The sequence below is a fragment of the Streptomyces sp. NPDC026246 genome, from assembly GCF_055567995.1.
In genome coordinates this window covers 183,417-201,783 of record NZ_JBVHPJ010000003.1, presented here as the reverse complement: position 1 = coordinate 201,783, position 18,367 = coordinate 183,417, and the positions used below count along the sequence as shown (strand labels likewise).

The 18,367-nt window shown below is 72.5% G+C and carries 18 protein-coding genes and 1 pseudogene; 2 read left to right on the top strand and 17 right to left on the bottom strand.

Going from position 1 to position 18,367, the window contains the following annotated elements; all coding sequences use genetic code 11:
* Positions 1–283: 283 nt before the first annotated feature.
* From ACZ4M5_RS09075 to ACZ4M5_RS09065, 3 genes are all read right to left on the bottom strand, one after another.
* On the bottom strand, positions 284–1,570 hold the full coding sequence (locus ACZ4M5_RS09075) for a helix-turn-helix domain-containing protein (protein ID WP_467734567.1): 1,287 nt from the start codon (positions 1,568–1,570) through the stop codon (positions 284–286).
* 388 nt (positions 1,571–1,958) lie between these two features.
* Positions 1,959–2,450: a DUF3017 domain-containing protein gene (locus ACZ4M5_RS09070; protein WP_467734565.1), complete on the bottom strand. Its 492-nt coding sequence runs from the start codon at positions 2,448–2,450 to the stop codon at positions 1,959–1,961.
* A complete protein-coding gene (locus ACZ4M5_RS09065; protein WP_369196058.1) occupies positions 2,440–3,294 on the bottom strand; it encodes a bifunctional methylenetetrahydrofolate dehydrogenase/methenyltetrahydrofolate cyclohydrolase in 855 nt (284 codons plus the stop codon). Before ACZ4M5_RS09065 ends, ACZ4M5_RS09070 begins: the two co-directional genes overlap by 11 nt.
* Before the next feature lie 276 nt (positions 3,295–3,570).
* Between ACZ4M5_RS09065 and ACZ4M5_RS09060 the strand changes: the two genes are divergently transcribed.
* Both ACZ4M5_RS09060 and ACZ4M5_RS09055 read left to right on the top strand, forming a co-directional pair.
* Positions 3,571–4,149 (top strand): hypothetical protein, encoded by a 579-nt coding sequence (locus ACZ4M5_RS09060; RefSeq protein WP_467734562.1) that lies wholly within the window; start codon positions 3,571–3,573, stop codon positions 4,147–4,149.
* 304 nt (positions 4,150–4,453) lie between these two features.
* Positions 4,454–4,657 (top strand): annotated as a pseudogene (locus tag ACZ4M5_RS09055) (protein kinase); the annotation flags it as partial.
* A gap of 51 nt (positions 4,658–4,708) precedes the next feature.
* On the opposite strand, the gene ACZ4M5_RS09050 reads toward ACZ4M5_RS09055, so the two are convergent.
* From ACZ4M5_RS09050 to ACZ4M5_RS08985, 14 genes are all read right to left on the bottom strand, one after another.
* Complete coding sequence (locus tag ACZ4M5_RS09050; protein WP_467734560.1) at positions 4,709–5,764, bottom strand: ScbA/BarX family gamma-butyrolactone biosynthesis protein; 1,056 nt, start codon at positions 5,762–5,764, stop codon at positions 4,709–4,711.
* Between the two features lie 118 nt (positions 5,765–5,882).
* A complete protein-coding gene (locus ACZ4M5_RS09045) occupies positions 5,883–6,887 on the bottom strand; it encodes an NADP-dependent oxidoreductase (protein ID WP_467734558.1) in 1,005 nt (334 codons plus the stop codon).
* A 45-nt stretch (positions 6,888–6,932) separates the two neighbouring features.
* Positions 6,933–7,676 (bottom strand): HAD family hydrolase, encoded by a 744-nt coding sequence (locus tag ACZ4M5_RS09040; protein WP_467734556.1) that lies wholly within the window; start codon positions 7,674–7,676, stop codon positions 6,933–6,935.
* A complete protein-coding gene (locus ACZ4M5_RS09035; protein ID WP_467734554.1) occupies positions 7,666–7,938 on the bottom strand; it encodes an acyl carrier protein in 273 nt (90 codons plus the stop codon). Before ACZ4M5_RS09035 ends, ACZ4M5_RS09040 begins: the two co-directional genes overlap by 11 nt.
* Before the next feature lie 61 nt (positions 7,939–7,999).
* Positions 8,000–9,013 carry a beta-ketoacyl-ACP synthase III gene (locus tag ACZ4M5_RS09030; RefSeq protein ID WP_467734552.1) on the bottom strand — a complete coding sequence of 338 codons (1,014 nt, stop codon included), beginning with the start codon at positions 9,011–9,013 and terminating at the stop codon, positions 8,000–8,002.
* A 121-nt stretch (positions 9,014–9,134) separates the two neighbouring features.
* Positions 9,135–10,079 carry an AvrD family protein gene (locus ACZ4M5_RS09025; RefSeq protein WP_467734550.1) on the bottom strand — a complete coding sequence of 315 codons (945 nt, stop codon included), beginning with the start codon at positions 10,077–10,079 and terminating at the stop codon, positions 9,135–9,137.
* A 118-nt stretch (positions 10,080–10,197) separates the two neighbouring features.
* On the bottom strand, positions 10,198–11,664 hold the full coding sequence (locus tag ACZ4M5_RS09020) for an MFS transporter (RefSeq protein ID WP_467734548.1): 1,467 nt from the start codon (positions 11,662–11,664) through the stop codon (positions 10,198–10,200).
* 123 nt (positions 11,665–11,787) lie between these two features.
* Positions 11,788–12,585: an ATP/GTP-binding protein gene (locus ACZ4M5_RS09015; RefSeq protein ID WP_467734546.1), complete on the bottom strand. Its 798-nt coding sequence runs from the start codon at positions 12,583–12,585 to the stop codon at positions 11,788–11,790.
* Between the two features lie 46 nt (positions 12,586–12,631).
* Positions 12,632–13,288 carry an AAA family ATPase gene (locus ACZ4M5_RS09010; protein WP_467734544.1) on the bottom strand — a complete coding sequence of 219 codons (657 nt, stop codon included), beginning with the start codon at positions 13,286–13,288 and terminating at the stop codon, positions 12,632–12,634.
* A 204-nt stretch (positions 13,289–13,492) separates the two neighbouring features.
* Complete coding sequence (locus ACZ4M5_RS09005) at positions 13,493–14,641, bottom strand: LLM class flavin-dependent oxidoreductase (RefSeq protein ID WP_467734542.1); 1,149 nt, start codon at positions 14,639–14,641, stop codon at positions 13,493–13,495.
* A gap of 79 nt (positions 14,642–14,720) precedes the next feature.
* Positions 14,721–15,839 (bottom strand): Gfo/Idh/MocA family protein, encoded by a 1,119-nt coding sequence (locus tag ACZ4M5_RS09000; protein ID WP_467735537.1) that lies wholly within the window; start codon positions 15,837–15,839, stop codon positions 14,721–14,723.
* Between the two features lie 45 nt (positions 15,840–15,884).
* The gene (locus ACZ4M5_RS08995) at positions 15,885–16,406 is read right to left on the bottom strand and encodes a flavin reductase family protein (protein ID WP_467734539.1); all 522 of its coding nucleotides are present in this window, start codon (positions 16,404–16,406) and stop codon (positions 15,885–15,887) included.
* Between the two features lie 174 nt (positions 16,407–16,580).
* Positions 16,581–17,402, bottom strand: a complete 822-nt coding sequence (locus ACZ4M5_RS08990) for an MBL fold metallo-hydrolase (protein WP_467734537.1) — start codon at positions 17,400–17,402, stop codon at positions 16,581–16,583.
* Complete coding sequence (locus ACZ4M5_RS08985; RefSeq protein ID WP_467734535.1) at positions 17,399–18,328, bottom strand: helix-turn-helix transcriptional regulator; 930 nt, start codon at positions 18,326–18,328, stop codon at positions 17,399–17,401. The genes ACZ4M5_RS08990 and ACZ4M5_RS08985 overlap by 4 nt, the downstream gene beginning before the upstream one ends.
* Positions 18,329–18,367 lie beyond the last annotated feature (39 nt).

Genomic DNA, 18,367 nt, shown 5'->3' with positions numbered 1-18,367 from the left:
GATCTCTTGGCGTCAAGAGATCCGACCAGCGGTCAGGCTATCGCGCTCCCGCGATCCCGGACCGCCGGGTCGGTGTGGCCCGGCCCACAACCCCTCCCCCGGCCCGCACGGGAAGCGGCCGCCCGTCCGGGAGAGGGGGACGAAGGCGGCCGCATGAGGGGGACCGACCGAGCCGGACTCCCGTGGGGGTACGGTCCGCCTGCCCCGATCCGCCCGGACCATGCATGCCCCGAGGACGTTTCCGGCCATTGCCGGGACCGGGGCCCGGGTGCGCCCGCCGCGTCTACTTCGTGCAGCCCCGGCCGCCCGCCGCCAGCGTCGCGCAGGCCTTGGCGTCGGCGGCGCTTCCCACCGGCACCATCGGGGTGTACGCGATGGTGTCGCCGGTCGCGGTGATGCTCCCGGACTGTTTCCTCTTCCCCGCGCTGATGCGGACCTCGTCGCCCTGCGCGGCTCCGGTGATCCGGCCCCAGGCCGCCTTGCAGGTCTTGCTGTAGCGGACCTCCACGACGGTCGTGCCGACGGTCGCGGTCGTGGCCGTGGTGACCAGGTCGCCGCTGCAGCCCATGTTCTCCGCGTCCTTGCCGGCGCAGCTGTCGCCGCTGCACTTCACGCCGGGCGGCAGCTGCGTCCTGGCCGTCGCGGTCGGGGACGGCGACGCGCCGCCCTTGCGTGCCTCGTCGTCCCCTCCGCCCCCGGTCAGGTAGAAGGCGCCGGCGATCACCACGAGCACACCCACGGCGGCCGCGACGAAGGTCGCGGTCCGGCGTCCGCCGGCGGCGGGTGCGGCCCCGGAGGCCGGCCGGGCCCCGGCGGGGACGGCGTCCTGCGGTTCGCCGGACGCATCGGCGCCGGAAGGACCGGAGCGGTCGGCGGACGGCTCAAAGGGGCGGGAGCGGTCGCCGGACGGCGTGGCGGGGCTTGCGGAGCCGGAGCCGGGCCGGCTGCCCGTGCCGTCACCGGCGCCCGCCGGGCGGCCCGTCGGCGACGGCCCCTTGTACCCGGCCAGGCCCCAGGAGTTGACGTCGCCCGTCCCGCCCCGGCCGCCGCCCTCGCGCGGAACGCTGCCGGTGGAGTCCTGCACCTCGGGCGCGGTGGGCTGCACCGGCACGCTCGGCGCGACCCCGGCGGGACCCGCGATCCCCGGCGTGACCGTGGCGCTGCCCCCGCGGCGGGCGGGCCGGCCGCCCGGGGCGGCCGCCGTGCCGCCGGCGGACGCGCGCGCGGCGTCCCCGAAGTCCTGCCCGCCGAACTCCCCCAGCGCCGCGCGCGCCTGGGAGATCCGTATGGCCTCCATCGTCATGTCGTGCCGCATCTCCGAGCGGCTCCAGGCGCGTTCGGCGAGCTCCCACATGGTGGTCAGGTGCAGCGGATTGGTGCCGGTGACCTCGGCCAGGGCCACGACGGCGCCCTTCGGCGCGAGCAGCCGGCCGTTCAGGTAACGCTCCCAGGACGTCTTGCTGTAGCCCGTGCGGTCCGCCACCGACGCGATGCTCAGACCGCTGCGGTCCACGAGCCTGCGCAACTGGCTGGTGAATTCCCTGATCTGCGGATCGAGCTCATCGGGCAAGGCCTTCCAACGAGGCATTGCGTCCCCCCTCTTCCCCCCGGTCGTGCTGATGTTTCCCCGCGCCCTGCGCGCCCCCGCGCGCGGCGGCCCTGGCCGAGTCCCGGTGTGGCTACCCACTGGGATGCGCCCACGCAGGATCTCAGTTCCCGGCCTCGGGGCGCACAGGAGCGCGGAGACCGCGCGGAGAAAAGACGCCGAGCCGTCCTGATTGTCCACGCCCGAGCCGGTGTCGCACCACTTCGTGCAGAATCGGACGCCGGACGTACCGGAACCGTCACTTCCGTGCCACAGCGCTCTGACAGCCGTTGAACAGGCCGTTCGCCGTGCAGGAGATTGTTCGTACGGCGGCCCGTCCTTCCTCGGGGGAGAGGACGGGCCGCCGCTCTGGTCACTCGCTGGTGACGGTGAAGTGCAGGGTGTCCTTGAGGAAGGGGATCTGCAGCCACGGCTTTGGCTGGACCATCAGCGCCAGCAGGACGATCACCGCGCCCAGGACGCCGTAGGTGGCGATGTCCGTGAAGCGGGAGCGGACCGCGAGCATGCCGACGTCGGGCAGCAGCCAGCGCAGCGCCCCGCCGCCCAGCAGCGCGACACCGATCAGGAGCGTCCCGAGCCGGAACTGGTCGAACGCGGTCACCAGCAGGCCGGCCCCGGCCAGTCCCAGGACGGCGAGCAGCGGCCACTGCCGCGCCGGCGCCGGCGCGCCCCCGGGCGCCGCCCGGCCACCGCCCTCGGGGCGCGCGGTGTCTCTGGTGAACAGCGGGAACCGCCGGGTGACCCGTCGCGGCCGGCCCTCGGCGTCGGGCGCGCTGACGGGGTCGCGGACGGTGATCTCCTCCGCGGAGTCCTGCTCGCCGGCGGCCCGGTGCTCAGCCGACACTGCGCTCCGCCGCCTCGACCACGTTGACGAGCAGCTGGGCGCGGGTCATCGGGCCGACCCCGCCGGGGTTCGGCGAGATGAAACCGGCGACCTCGGCCACGTCGGGGTGGACGTCGCCCACGATCTTGCCCTCGGCGCTGCGCGAGACGCCGACGTCGAGGACGGCCGCGCCCGGCTTGACGTCCTCGGCGCGGATCAGGTGGGCGGAACCGGCGGCGGCGACGATGATGTCCGCGCGCCGCAGGTGGGCCGACAGGTCGCGCGTGCCGGTGTGGCACTGGGTCACGGTGGCGTTCTCGCTGCGGCGGGTCAGCAGCAGCGGCATGGGCCGGCCGATGGTGACGCCGCGTCCGACGACCACGACCTCGGCGCCCTTGATCTCCACCCCGTACCGGCGCAGCAGGGTCAGCACGCCGTTCGGCGTGCAGGGCAGCGGCGCGGGCTCGTTGAGGACGAGCCGCCCGAGGTTCATCGGGTGCAGACCGTCCGCGTCCTTGTCGGGGTCCATGAGTTCGAGGATGCGGTTCTCGTCGATGCCGCGGGGCAGCGGCAGTTGCACGATGTACCCGGTGCAGGCCGGGTCCTCGTTCAGTTCGCGCACGACCGCCTCGATCTCCTCCTGCGTGGCGGTGGCGGGCAGCTCGCGCTGGATGGAGGCGATGCCGACCTGGGCGCAGTCGCGGTGCTTTCCGGCGACGTACTTCTGGCTGCCGGGGTCGTCCCCGACGAGGATCGTGCCGAGGCCGGGCGTGACGCCCTTCTCCTTCAGCGCCGCCACGCGGGCGGTCAGATCGGACTTGATCGCGGCTGCGGTGGCCTTGCCATCGAGAATCTGGGCGGTCATGCCCCCATCCTCGCGGATGACCCGCCCGCGATTCCAATCCGCCCGCGATCCGGGCACCGGGGTGCCCGTCCCGCCGTATCCGCACATGATCAGCGATGTTGCACTTGCACAACACATCGGGAACGCGGCTGGACAAGCCCGTGCGCGGTGCAGAACGATGACCTGACAAGTGCTGCGGGCAGCTCAACGGGGGGACGGTCGCAACTGCAGAACTTTCCTCCGTGCGGGATGTCGCGCCGCGTCCCCGCACTCGGAACCAACGGAGGAAAGTCCGCCATGAGCTACGGCGACCCGAACAACCCCTACGGCGCCCCCCAGGGCCAGCAGCCGCAGCAGCCCGGTTACGGCTACCCGCAGCAGCAGGGACAGGCGCCCGGCTACGGCTACCCGCAGGCCCCTCCGGTCTCCCCCTACGGCGGCCCCGCCGCGCCGACCACGATGCCGGGCTCGGTCGGCGCGGCCCGCGTGATGCTGTGGGTCATCGTCGGTCTGCAGGTCATCGGTGTGGCGATCTTCGCCTTCTCCGCCATCGCGCTCAACGCCGCGAAGAACGACGAGTCCCTGAAGGACAACACCGCCTTCCAGGACCTGGTCGGTGACTCGACCGGCCTGATCTGGGGCTACGTGGTGTTCGGCCTGGCCTGGCTGGTGTTCGCGGCCGTGCTGGCGACGAAGTTCAAGAACGGCGGCAACGGCGCCCGCGTCACCATCCTGGTCTTCGCCATCATCACGGCGGTCCTCGGCATCTACCCGTTCGTCATCGTCGGCCTGGTGCACACGATCCTGGCCGTCCTCGTCGCGGTGTTCGTCGGCAACGCGGCCGGCAAGGCCTGGTTCAACCGCCCCCGCTACTGAGCGGACCCGGTCGGGCGGACCACTTCACGCCCATCACATCCAAGGGCCGTGTCCCACCCGTACGAGGGGGGCACGGCCCTGGTGCGTCGCCCTGGTCCGACGGTGTAGCCGTTCAGGCACGGGGAGACACCTTGTTCAGCATCGTCGTGGTACCTCCGCCGACCACGGAGGACGAGCGAAACCGCACCCGGACCGCATGCGCGCCCCGCACGGAGGCCTCCGGCGGCCGCGCGCCCGACAACGTTGCCCACCGGCTCCGTCCGGCCTCCCGGCACCGGCGGCCCGGCCCGGTCCGGGCGGACCGGTGACCGAGCCCTACGCCGTGTCCGTCCCGAAGGGGTACCGGGTCGGCGTCTGGGAGGTGCGCGAGCCGCTGGCGACCGGCGCCTTCGGCAGTGTCTACGCCGCCCGCCGTGTCGGTGGCGGCGCCGAACTGCCGTCCACGGCCGCCCTGACGTTCCTGCCGACCGGGACGGCCACGCCCCGCCGGCTGACGCACCTGCGGGAACGCCGGGACGCGCCACCGCCGGGACGCGCGGCGGCCGGGACGCGCCGCGTCTCAGGCCGCGGGGACGAGCCTCGGGCGGGGCTCCGGCGGCACGACACTGCTCACCACCGCGGCGTCGCGCCGCTCCCGGCGGACGGCAGCCCCGTCGTCGAGGGTCACCCGCGCCGTCGCCAGGACGTCGCCCTCCTGCTCGACCACCAGGTCGACGACCGGACGGCCCTCGGGTCCCTCCGCCACGCGGGCACGGCACTGGGTGGGCAGCTCGAACTCGCCGAACCGCAGGAACGTCACGTCGCAGGCGGTCAGCACCGGGTGCCGGGGCAGGTCGCCGCGGTCCCCCAGCTCATGGACGGCCGTGGTCGCCGTCTGCCGGAGTGCCTCGAACATCACCGCGCCCGGGATGTGGTCCACGGGGTGGTCGAACAGAGCGGGGTGGTCGCGGTCGACGACCACCTGTGCCACCACCTCCGCACCGGGCGAGACGGTGACCCGGCCCAGGACGACGTTGGCGGACAGCTCGCGGCCGACCTGCGCCGGTGCCCGGCGGTTGCCGAGGGGGTGAGCGCGCGCCGGGCTCAGGTCGAGGGCGGAGCGGGTCCGGGTGCGCAGTCGCCGCATGGCCGGTCGCGGTATCCAGCGGAAGTCGAGCCGCATGGTCGCCGCGGCCCTGCCGTCGACCGACGCCCGCACGTCCACGACGGTGCCGCACGGCCGCGCGGCCCGCTCCCGGACCTCGGTGAACTCACCGTCCACGGTCACGGAGGCGGGTGCGTCGCCGATGCGCAGCGCGTCGAGGTCGAGGATCTTCAGGGTGCCCCGGTCGAAGACGAAGCTGCTGTCGACCGGCACGGCGAGGTACTCGTGCGAGGCGAGGATGCACGCCTGCCGGAAGATCTCCAGCACGAGCAGCGGGTCGTAGTACGCGTGCGGCGACGCGTCCCTGACGTGGTCGCTGTAGTACAGGTGTGCTCGAGGCGGTTGGGCCGCCACCCGGAACGTGCGCCGGCCGGTGCGCTCGGCGTCGGTCAGGAAGCATTCGCTGACGGCGGCGCGGTGGGTGAGCGCGCGGTCGACGGTCCGTGCGAAGGAAAGGGCGCCGTCTGCCATGGGTGTCGCCTCCTCGGGCGGGTTCGGTGTCGTGGGGAGGGCCGTCCGGCGCCGTGGACCGGGCGCCGGGGCCGCGCCGGGGCGGGGGCCGTCCCGCCGCCCCGGTGGGGAGAGCCGCTCAGCGGGCGGCGACGTCGTGCCGTCCGTCGAAGACGACGAGCTGGCGTCCTCGGACACCGCCCGCGGCGAGCCGCCGGTGGGCCTCGGGTACGCCGGACGGGGTGAGCAGCGAGTCGGTGCGGACGGAGAGCACTCCCTCGCAGGCGAGTGCGGCGAGTTCGGTGAGCGCACCGGCCTTGTCCGGGTAGGCCATCACGTTGACCTCGTGACGCACGATCCCGCGGGGCAGGGGCAGTTCGCCCGGCCGGCAGGTCACCACCGCGCCGTGGTCCCGGACGACCGCGAGGACCGGTTCGCCCAGCACGGCCGCGTCCACGAGTGCGTCCACGCCCTGGGGCACGGCACGGCGGTAGCGCTCGGCGAGCGCGGCCGGACTCACCGGCGCCTGGGGCCGCGGGGCCGCCGGTCCCGCGTCGCGGGGCACGACGATCTCCGCACCGAGCTCCTTGAGCAGCGCCTCGTCCTTCTCGGCGGCCTCGGCCACCACCCGCAGCCCGCGGTGCACGGCCAGCTGGATCACGAAGCCGCCCAGGGCGCCCGCCCCGCCGGTGACGGCCAGGGTCGAACCGGACCGCAGGTGCAGCAGGGCGAGCGCCTGATGGGCGGTGAGCGCGTTCATCGGCAGCCCGGCCGCCCGGACGAGGTCCAGACCCGGCGGGACCAGGACCGTGTCCGCCGCGGAGACGACCACGTACTCCGCCTGGGCGCCGCCCTGCGGACGGAACGGGTTGACGAACGCCATGACCTGGTCGCCCAGGGCGAACAGGGTGCCGGCCCCGGCGGCGTCGACCGTGCCGGAGACGTCCATGCCGGGGACGTACGGGGGCTCGAAGGGGGACACGTAGTCCGCCAGCTCGCCCGAGCGGAGCATGAGGTCGGTGGGATTGACGGCCGCGGCGGCCACCCGCAGACGCAGCTCTCCGGGGCCCGGGTCGGGTATGGCCCGGTCGATGACCTCGAGCACGTCGGGGGCGCCGTGTTCCAGGATTCCGACTGCACGCATGGTGGAGCACCTTCTTCAGGGGCCGATGAGGCCGGCGGGTGGGATTCAGTGGTGGACGGGGGCGGGCAGCGTCCCGGCTGCCCGGAGGGACGCCGGCGGCAGGGGCGGCGGCGGGGCCTGCGGCGGTGCCGGAAGCAGACGCCAGCCCTCCCGCGCGGCGATCGCCCGCAGTTCGCGGTCGCCGCCGACCACCACGCCCCGGCCGGCGGCCCGCAGCATGGGCAGGTCCGAGGCGTGGTCGCCGTAGGCGGTGGTGGCGGCGGGGTCGATGCCGTGTCCGGCGCACCAGGACCGCAGGGCGTCGGCCTTGCTGCCACCGATCATGGTGAGGGCGGCGTCACCGGTGTAGTGGCCGAGGACGATCTCCGGCTCCGTCGCCAGGACCGCGTCCACCCCGAGCAGCCGGGCGAGCGGGGCGAGGAGCGCGGGGAAGGAACCCGAGACGAACACGACGGGCTCTCCGGCGGCCTGGTGGCGGCGCAGCTCGGCGACGGCACTGCCGTGCAGGAACCCGCCCGTCTCCAGCTCCGAGCGGAACCACTCCTCGGCCAGCTGAACGACGTAGGCGGCGCTCAGGTGGGCGTAGCTGGCGAAGTAGGCGCGGTTGGTCCGCGACCGGCAGACGCCCGCCTCGGTCATGGCGCGCAGGCGCTGCCGCTCCTCCCGGTAGGCCTGGGCGGGGCGTCCTTCGGCGGCGAAGCGGTACTCCAGGAACCGGAAGAGCGTGGTCTCCGTGGTCAGGGTGCCGTCGACGTCGAAGAACGCCGCTCCCGGGGCGTCAACGCGCAAGGCGCACGCCCTTCGCGGACAGGAGCCGGGCGGTCTCGGCCACGTTGGCAGCGTCGAGTATCTCGTCGTCGGTGATCTGCACCTCGTACACCTGGGACAGGTGGACCGCGAGCTCCAGCAGCACCAGGGAGTCGAAGTCCATGTCCTCGTACGGGGTGGTGGCGGTGGCGTCCTGCGGTGCCTCGAACTTGCCGCGGACGACGTCGAGGACGGCCTGGGTCAGTTCGCCCGGGGTGGTGGTGGCGGTGGTCTGTGCGGTCATGGTCTTCCTTCGTCTGGTCCGTCGGTGTGGTGGGCCGGATGGCGAAAGGCGCCGTGATGCGTCAGGCGGGTACGACGTCCGGCCAGGTGAGGGCCGCGGAGCCCCAGGTGAGACCGCCGCCGAAGGCGGTCAGCAGGACCCGCTCCCCCACGGCGAGGCTGTCGGAGGCCGCGGCGTCCGCGAGGGCGATCGGGATGGACGCGGCCGAGGTGTTCCCGACCTGGTCGAGGTTGACCACCGCCCGCTCGGGGGCTATCCCGAGCTGTTCGGCGACCGCCCGCAGGATGCGGACGTTGGCCTGGTGGCCGACCAGGTGGCCGAGGCTGTCGACCGGCCAGCCGATCCGGTCGAGCAGGGAGCGGGACGACTCGCTCATCCGCTGCACCGCGGACAGGAAGACCTTGCGCCCCTCCATGGTGAAGTACTCGTCACCGGGGGCCGGTTCGGTCAGCGCGGCGCGTTGGCGGGAGCCGCCGGCCGGGATGCAGATCACGTCCTTCTGGGTGCCGTCGGAGCCGAGTTCGAAGCCGTGCAGCGCCCCGGGCCGGTCCGCGTCGCCCGCGGTGAGGACGACCGCGCCCGCCCCGTCCCCGAAGATCACGGAGGTGGTGCGGTCGGCCGGGTTGAGGATGGTCGAGTAGGTCTCGGCGCCGACGACCAGGGCGGTGGCCGCCCGTCCGGCGCTGATGGCGTTGGCCGCGGTCTCCAGCGCGTAGACGAACCCGGAGCACACGGCGCTGATGTCGAAGGCCGCCGCACCGGCGAGACCGAGCCGGGCCGCCACGTCGGGTGCGGTGGCGGGGCACAGGTGGTCGGGCGTGGTGGTCGCCAGGACCACGAGGTCGACCGCGCCCGGCTCGGGGTCGACGCCCGCGGACTTCAGGGCGCGGTGTCCGGCCTCGACGGCGAGGTCGCCGGTGGAGGTGCCGGGATCGGCCCAGCGCCGGCTGCGTATGCCGGTGCGGGACGTGATCCATTCGTCGGTGGTGTCGAAGCGGTCCGCGAGTTCTTCGTTGCTGACGCGGCGCGGGGGAAGGTAGGCGCCGAGTCCGGTGAGTACGGCGGTCAGGGGCATGTCTCTCGCCTCCCGTGGAGGGCCGTGGGCCGGTGGGGCCGGAGTGGTCCGGCTGCGGCCGAGGACGCAAAGGTGGGGATCGGAGCGGTGCGCTCCGGGTGGTGGGGTGCTCGAAGGACGGTCAGGCCGGGAGCCGGTGCGCGACGGAGCAGTTGAGCCGCAGGCCGGCGTGGTCGGCGACCACCTGGGCGCTGCGCCAGGTGCCCTGGGCGCTCCTCAGCAGCTGCGGCTCGCGCAGCCCGACCTCGAACCGGCCGTCCGCCGGGGCTCCTTGGGGGGCCGGGCCGATGGTGGTCCGGCGCATCCACAGGGTGTTGCTGTCGGCGCGGGCGACCCCGTCCAGCGTGTAGAGCAGGACCTGGCCGAGCTGGAGGGCGGCGACGAACAGGTCGATCATCGTCGCCGGGCCGTCCGGGTCGAGGGTGAGGTCGGCCCGGGCCAGCGAGGAGTCCGGGAGCACCTCGACAGAGGTGAGCAGTTGCCGCCGGTCGCGGTGCGGGACGCCGAACGGCGCGTCGTTCCACGGCCCGGGCAGGGCGTCCGCACTCGGGTGGGAGGCCGTGCCGGGGGTGCTACCGGCCGCCTCCGCACGGCCGGTGCCCGCGGCGGTCTCCACCCGTACGGTGAGCAGTCCCACGCGGCATTCCATGGTGGTGGTGCCGTCGTCGGTGGTGTCGGCGGTGTCCAGGAGCCGGCCCGAGACCGGGAACGTGTCGAGTCCGTCCTCCTGCGGCTTGTTCCCGGCCTTGATGGTCAGTGACCGTACGGCGAACGGTGCCCGAGGGCCGAGGCCGCGCGTGTGGGCCGCGTGGAGGCCGGCGAGCTGAGCGCCGTAGAGCATGACGTCGATGGTCGACAGGTGGGGGCGCTGGGTGCTGTCGCCCTTGCGGGACCAGGCTCCCGGGATCTCCAGCCCGGCGGTGGCGGTGATGCCGCCGGCGTCGATGGTGAGGTCGGTGAGCGAGTGGTGGACCCGCTTGAAGCCCTCACCGAAGAACCGTCCTTCTCTGGCGCCGAGGAAGTCGTCCACGGTGCCCAGGGTGTCGAGAGGTGCTGCCGTAGTCATAGAGTTTCCTTCGTAGGCGGCCGACACCCCTGCGGGTGAAGGCCGTTGAACGGCGACGGCGATGCCCGGGACCCTCCGCAACAGTGGACCGGGTATCGCCGGCGTCCGGGGACTGCGCTCAGGGAGTACGGGCGGCCTGCACGGGCTCCCCGGTGCCTGCGACCGGCTCGGTCTCGGCGGGGTCGACGTGGTCGCCGTCCGTCGGCTTCTTGAAGTTCAGCACCACCAGGAACGTCAGCGCGATGCCGACGGCGATCGCCCAGGTGGCGGTGGTGACGCCGTCCATCAGCTGCCCGGTGTCCTTGGTGTCGCCGCCGGCGGCGTCGGCGATGGCGATCAGCACCGCCAGACCGACGGCACCACCGATCTGCTGACCCGTCGTCGCGATGCCGGAGCCGATGCCCTGGTCCGCTGCCTGCACACCGGTGGTGGCGGCGGCGAACATGGTGGTGAAGACGATGCCCTGGCCGAGCGAGAGCACGAACAGCGACGGGGCGATCAGCCCGTACGAGGCGTCCTGGCCGAGCGTCAGCGCGAGCACCACGGTGCCCACCAGGCCCATGGTCAGACCGATGAACAGCGTGTTGCGGACACCGAACTTGGTGGCCCACTTGCCGCCCACGATCGTGCCGATCAGCACGCTGCCGGACGGCAGGACGAAGGCGAAGCCGGTGGTCCAGGCGCTGTAGCCCTGCACGACCTGCCAGTACTGCGTGAGGAAGTACGCCAGGGCACCGAACGTGGCCATGAACAGGAAGGTGATGCCGGCGCCGGTGGACAGGTTGCGGTTGCCGAACAGCCGCAGCGGCACCATGGGGGCCGCGCTCCGGCTCTCGATGACCAGGAAGAGCACGAAGGTCACGACGGCCACCGCGAGCGCCGCCAGGACCTGACGGGAGCCCCAGCCCGCTTCCGGGCCCTGGACCAGGGCGAAGACGAACAGGGTGGAGGCGACGGTGCCGGTCAGCGCGCCCGGCAGGTCGAAGCCGCCGCCCGCCTGCGGCCTGTCGTCGGGCAGCAGCCACATCGCGACGAACATCGCGGCGCCCGCCAGCAGCACGTTGACGTAGAAGACCGAAGGCCAGCCGAAGGCGTCGGTCAGCAGGCCGCCGAGGATGGAACCGAGCACCATGCCCGATCCACCGGCGCCGCCCCACACGGACAGGGCGCGGTTGCGCTCGGCGCCCTCCGCGAAGAGCGTGGTGACCAGGGAGAGGGTCGCCGGCGCGAGGAAGGCCCCGCCCAGGCCCTGCACGGCCCGGGCCGCGATGAGCAGCCAGGGCTCCTGCGCGAGGCCGCCCGCGAGGGAGGACGCCGCGTAGAGGAAGAGGCCGAGGACGAACATCCGCTTGCGGCCGAAGAGGTCGGTGGCCCGGCCGCCCAGCAGCAGGAATCCGCCGAAGGCGACGGCGTAGGCGGACACCACCCACTGGAGGTCCTGGGTGCCGAAGCCGAGGTTCTCGCCGATCTCCGGCAGGGAGACGAAGACGATGTTGTAGTCGATCGCAATGATCATCTGGGCGAAGGCGAGCAGTGCGAGCACCGCTCCCAGATGACGCGGCCGTGTCGAGTTGATGCCGGACACGCCGACTTCCTTTCGTGGTTGACGTCAGGGGACGAGGAGAGGGAGGAGAGGGAGAGGGAAGGGGCGGAAAGGGAGGGAAACGGGAGGAGCGGGACGGGTGGGGAGGTGGTGGTGCGGCGCGGGTCAGTAGCGCATGGCGTAGGCGATGCGGCGCCCCAGCGACTTCTCGCGCTGGGCCTCGTGGAACCGGGCGTCGGCCTTGAGGTCCTCGATGTCCGCCTTGACGCGGCGCTGCGCCTCTTCGATGGCTTCCTCGATCGGAACCACCACGGGCAGGTCGAAGATCTTGACGATCTTCTCGATCCGGTCCGGGATCGGACCGCCGACGACCCGGTAGGGGATGTCCATCCGATCCAGCGCCTCGACGAGCAGGTCGTCGGAGAGCCGGCGGAACTTCTCGGAGACCGGCCGGTGTCCGTCGGGCTCCATGTCGAACTCCACCGGCAGGTGGACGTAGGCGTCGTAGATGCGCTTGGCACGGGCGCGGGTGATGTCGCCGAGGGTGTCGGTGTAGCGCTGGTAGAAGTGCTTCACCGGCAGGCCCATGACCTTCTTGATGCCCTTGAACCACCAGTCCGCGCCGGGGTTGATGCCCACGCGCATGCGTGCCTCGAAGTAGACCCACTCGTGGAACACGCCGCCGTCCGAGATGAACGCGTCTCCGCTCGACTCGTTGTGCACGCGCTCCTCGAAGCGGCGCAGTCCGAGTTTCACGAGTTCCATGGCATTGAGTTCCATGACGGTCTTGCCGGGGACGAGGTCCACGAGCAGCTCTCGGGACGTCTTGGCGTGGGTACGCGGAATTCCGGTGGCTATGGAAAGGGCTTCGGTCGTCGTCGATTTACCGGTGGAATACGTTCCGGAAATGGCGAGCTTGAGCTTCGGATTGTCCTTGAAACTGGGTACTTCGAGCGCGGACACAGTGGGTCACCTTCGCGGAAGAGAGCCGGAGGGCTCGATGGGTGGGTCAGCGGGCGGACGCGGCGCGTCCGACGGCTTCCTCGACCGTCATGACCGTCGCGTCCTCGAGCCCCAGGTGCTTCACGGTCTGGGTGAGGCGCTCGGCCACGTCGCCGTGGACGGTGTGCACGGGCAGGCCCGTGGCTTCGAGGGCCGGCAGCAGCAGGTCCTCGGACAGGTGCCTGAAGTTCTCGTTGATCGGGCGGTTGTCCGGATCGAGTTCGAACTCCACCGGCACGTGCACGAACGCCTGGTAGGCCGTGCGGGCGTGGTGTTTCATCAGCAGGCCGATGTCGTCCACGGCGGCTTCGAGTGCGGCCACCGTGGCGCTGCGGTGCCGGTCGGCCGGCGGGGTGCGCGTGCCCGGGTACGAACCGGCCACCAGGCGGAGCTTGGCGTACACCCACTCGTGCACCACGGAACCGTCGGACACGAACCCCTCGGGGTGTGCGGCCTCGCCGAGCAGGCGTTCCGCGTAACGGTTCACGGTGAGCTGGATGAGCTGGCCGTCCGTCCAGTTGTGGACGCTGCGGCCCTCGCCACCGATCGGCTCCCGCATGGGCGAGCCGTGGGTGCGGGGCAGGCCGGTCAGATGCGAGAGCGCCGTGGAAAGCGTGGTCTTTCCTGATCCGTAGGCGCCTACGACGGCGATTCGTTTCGTCACGGACCTAGCATCACAGTGGAGAACCACTCGAACCAGTGGCCATCAACGCTATTGCCACGAACAACAGGATGCGCGTGCAATCCGGAACGGAGAATCCGGATACACGTTACGGCATTGCACGCGAACGTGGTCATGGAATTCATAATTCCGTAAACAGGCGCGCGCCCGGCCCACGGGTGGGCCGGACGCAGCAGGGGGTGGGGGTCAGGAAGCGGTGTGTCCGAGACGGGCGCGCAGCGGTTCGGTGTGCGGGAACAAGGCCCGGTTCTCGGTGCTCCACCGCACCGACTCCAGCCCGCGCTCGGCGGAGCCGGTGAACCTCGGGGCCACCTCGGTCGCCAGCAGCTCGAAGCTGCGCTTCACCTTCTCGAAGGAGGCCCAGTTGACGACGTAGGTGAGAAACGTGCCGAACCCGCCGGTCGTCTCCTGCAGCCGGCGAATGGCCTCCACCGCGTCCTCGACCGATCCGACGACGGCCCGTCCCTGCTCGACGGTCGCCTCCAGGTGCTGGGACTCCGGTACGCCTTCGAGGCCGCCCAGCACGTCCGCGCCGACCGCCTCGCCCCAGTAGCCGTGCAGCCACCTCCCGAACCCCTCCCGGGCGTCCGCGAAGGCCTCCCGGCGGGTCTCGGCGATGTGCAGGGGCACGGCGATGCGCCAGTTGCGGCGGTCCACCTGCCGGCCGTGCTCCTCCGCCGACTCCTCGGCGTACTGCCACTGCCGGGCCAGGTCCACGGCCGGCCAGCCGGGCGGCGGCGCGCCGAACGACAGCAGGCCGAGGCCGTACTTGCCGGCGAGCTGAGGGCTGTTGGGGGTGCCCACGCTGGAGACGGCGATCTCGATGCCCGGCTTGCTGTAGCGCGGCAGCTGCATCTTGGCGTCCTGCAGCGTGTACCAGTCCGTCTTCTCGGAGATCCGCTCCTCGCCGTTGACCAGTTCGACGACGGTCGGGACGGCTTCGCGTGCCATGCGCTTCAGCTCGCTCAGGTCGAGCCCGAGCATGTGGGCGTCGTTCGGGGTGGCGCCGGGGCCGACGCCCAGGATGTAGCGGCCGCGCGTCAGGTGGTCGAGCATGATCGCCCGGGTGGCGACGTGGAAGGGGTGGTGGAACGGCAGCGTCACCACGCCGTTGGCGAGCTTGATCTGCCGGGTCCGCTCGGCCAGGGCCGCGATCATCGTCTCCGGGGCGCCGACCGTCGGCCAGGACAGGGAGTGGTGCTCCCCGAACCAGCACTCGTCGAAGTTGAGTTCGTCGAGGTGCTCCACCAGGCGCAGGTCGCGGCGGATGGTCAGGTGGGGGTCCTGTCCGGGGGCGTGCAGGGGGGAGAGGAAGGCTCCGAAGCCGGTGTGCATGGTTCTCCTGGGGTAGGGGGTGGCGGCGTGCGCAGCCGCGTGCCGGTCGGGCACGGCTCGCGTGCGCCGGGTCGGGGGGTTACTGCGGTTCGCCGCTCCGGGCCGCGCGGGCGACCCGGTCCAGCAGTCGGTGGTGCGCGGCGGCGTGCGCGAAGTCCGGCACCACGGAGGTGCCGTCGCGCAGGTCCGTGCGCAGCTGGTGATAGGCGTGGGCGACCACCTGGGCGGGTCCTCGGAGGGACGGCAGGCGGTCGATCCCGTCCGGCAGCAGGTAGGCGTCGGGCACGGTCAGCGGGCGCAGCTCGCGCTGGTCGCCCCGGGCGCCGCGAAGCTCCACCTGGCCGAACTGCAGGTGGCCGGAGTCACCGGTCAGCACCAGATCGCCCTCCGTGCCGTTGATCTCCCAGAGCAGGTTGGTGCCGCGCGACGAGCCGCCCCGATAGTGCAGGGAGGCGATCGCACCGCTCTCCAGCCGCCCGGTGACGGCGATCTGGTCCTCGGCGGTCATCGGGATCCGGGCGCCGGTCTCGGAGACCCGTACCCGGGGCCGTCTCGTGGCGGTGGTGGCGGTCAGGGTCGCGAATCCGGACAGCACCATGGTCAGGGCGTCCAGGGTGTGGCCGAACGGGACGGTCAGCAGGGTGGCGCCGTTGGCCCGGTCCGCGGTGTACGCGGTGCGCTCGGCCACCACCGGTCCCCAGCCGCCGCCGGATCCGACCAGCGTGGTGGAGAGCACCTCCCCGACGTATCCGTCCGCCACGAGGTCGCGCAGGTGGCGCACCACGGGAGCGGACCGCGCCTGCAGACCGACCGCCGTCCGCACGTCCGCCGCCGCGGCGAGCCCGGCCAGTTCCTCGGCCTCGGCCAGGCCGTTGCCCAGCGGCCACTCACTGAGCACCGTCTTGCCCGCCCGCAGGGCCGGCAGGATCAGCTCCCGGTGGTGGGGTACACGGACGGTGACCACCACGAGGTCCACGTCGTCCCGGGCCGCGAGTGCCGCGGCATCCGTCCCGGCGGCCGATTCCGGCACCTCGAAGGCCGCGGCGGCCTTGCGCGCCGAGTCGGGCGTGGAGGCGGTCAGCGCGCGGAGTTCGTACCCTCCGACGGCTCTGAGCGCCGGCAGGTGCCCGCGCGCCCCCCAGCCGCCGTCGGCGCTGAGTCCGACGATCCCCACTCCGATCGGGGCCGCTGTGTGCATCACGAATGCGTCGTCCTTTCCTTCGGTGCTTGCCTGGAGCGCGGATCACATCCGGGCGTAACGCCCGTACAGGCCGCGGAAGAACAGCAGGGGCTCGTCCTCGTGGTGCGTGTCCAGGTCGTGGACGCGCGCGAGCACCACGTCGTGGTCGCCGGCGGGTATCTCCTCCTCGACGGAGCACTCGATCCAGCCGATCGAGCCGTCGAGCACGGGAGCCCCGCCCGGCGACGGCGTCCAGGGGACGCCGTCGAACTTGCCGGCCCCGCTGGTGGCGAACCGGGTGCTGAGATCGCGCTGGCCCTCGCCGAGGATGTTCACGCAGAAGCGGTCCGCCGAACGGACGTCGGGCCAGCTGGTGCTGGTCCTCGCCACGCAGAACAGCACGAGCGGAGGGTCCAGGGACACCGAGGTGAACGAGTTGACGGCGAGCCCCGCCGGAGCACCGTCCGAGGCGCGCAGGGCCGTCACGGCCACCACGCCGGTGGTGAACCGCCCGGCGACGGAGCGCAGCCGCCGCGGCTCGACCGGTGCCGTGCAGGACATCGGGGGAACAACCGTTGAGGACATGCCTCAAGGCTCAGCCGGTGCCCGGGGGCCTGCCAGTGCGCAGGCAACATATTGCTCGCGCCAACAGAAGGGAACAGCCACTTCTGCCGCGACCGGGAATAAGTCCGTTGCCGGACAACGCAGTTCGGCGGCTGCCGGAACACAGCAGCCGCCGAGGAGGGGTGGGGCGAGAGGTCAGCCGAGGGGCTCCCAGAGCGGCCCGCCGCCGGAGTCCGAGAGCCGTCCGAACACCGCGCCGGAGAAGTGGCCGGCGAATCCGATCGCGCCCGGCCGGGAGAGGTGAGCGACGATCGTGCGGCGGCTGCGGACCGCTTCGGCCGGGTCGATGTCCGAGGCCGCGCGCCAGGTGAGGTCGGTCAGTTGCAGGGCCGAGTGCAGCACGTCGCCCACGACCACGGCCGTGGGCCCGTCCGCCCCACCGCGGATCACGTACGAGAGGTGGCCCGGGGTGTGACCGGGCGTGGCGACGGCCGTCACTCCGGGGAACACCTCCTGGCCGTCCCGCACGGCCACCGGCTGCCCGGCCGGGCGGCGGTGCGCCCCCCGCCATTCGGCTGCCGAGGCCAGGAACCGGGCGCCGCGAAGCCGTTCGTCGGCGGCCCAGCCGACGTGGTCGTCGTGGACGTGCGTGAACGCCACGGTGTCCACCGATTCCCACGCGCCTCCCACGGCGGCGAGGGCGTCCGGAAGCCCTCCGCCCTCGATCCGTCCGAGGGGCGCGATCGTGTGCTCGGCGGGGACGCGGACCGGGCCGAACCCGGTGTCGACGAGCATCGCCCGGTCCTCCCACTCGACGAGCAGCCCGCCGACGGACGCCCGCAGGAAGCCCTCCTCGTCGAGGTGGTGGGCGTGGTCCCGCCAGAACGCTTCGGGCGAGTCCGGGAACCACGTCCTCGGGTTCAGCTGTACGTAGCCGTCCGGCAGGTAGGTCAGCCGGTGGGTGCCGAGCCCGACACCGACCGGGTGCGTCACATGGCTGTTCACCGCGGTCTTCACCGGGCCTCCCGCACCAGGTCGCCGGAGCCCAGGGTGTTCATCCGCTGCCCCAGCGACACGTGGGACATCCTGCGCAGCGCGGCCTCCGTACCGGTGCCGGGGGTGGGCAGGAACACCGTCATCCGCAAGGCGATGCGGCGGGTGAAGTCGAGGGTGGCTCGAGTGAAGTGCAGGTCCCCGACGGCAGGGTGGGTGAGGAGTTCGGGACCGCAGGAGTCCTCCAGCACCTCGTGCCGGTCCCACAGCCGCGCGAACAGCGGGCTCGCGTCGCGCAGTTCGTCCACCAGCGCGGGGATCGCCGCGTCCTCGATGTGCAGTGCCGCCTGGCTGCGGAAGCGCGCCACGACACCGGGCGCGATCTTCTCCCACAACGGGTAGGCGGAACGGACGTCGTCGTTGAGGAAGAACTCCCGCAGGACGTTGTACGGCCGCTGCCGCCGCCCGTGACCGGCGGCCGCGCCACCGTGGACCGGCGCGTCGTCCGTGCGCCCTCCGGGGATGCCGAGCAGGGACTCCGCGGCGGCGTTGGCGACGACGACGTTCCACGCGTGGTCGGCGATGTACGCCGGGTTGGGCCACCAGTTCTCGACGAACGGCCGCATGGCCTCCGCCTCCGGCGGGCTGGCCGGCAGCAGCGGCACGGCCTGGACGCCCGCGAGCTGGCGCAGGTACAGCCGCTGGTTCTCGCTGAGGCGCAGCACCCGGGCGATGGAGTCCAGCACCTCCCCCGAGACGTTCTCGGCGCGGCCCTGTTCGATCCACGTGTACCAGGAGACCCCGACCCCGGCGAGCAGGGCGACCTCCTCCCGGCGCAGCCCCGGTGTCCGGCGCTTGCCGGCGTCCGGGAGTCCGACCTGGGTCGGTGACACCTCGGCCCGTCGTGCCATCAGGAACCGGCCGAGTTCGAGGAGATGCGGAGATGCCACGCGCCTGGCGGAAGCAGCGTTTCCCACGGTTACGGTTCC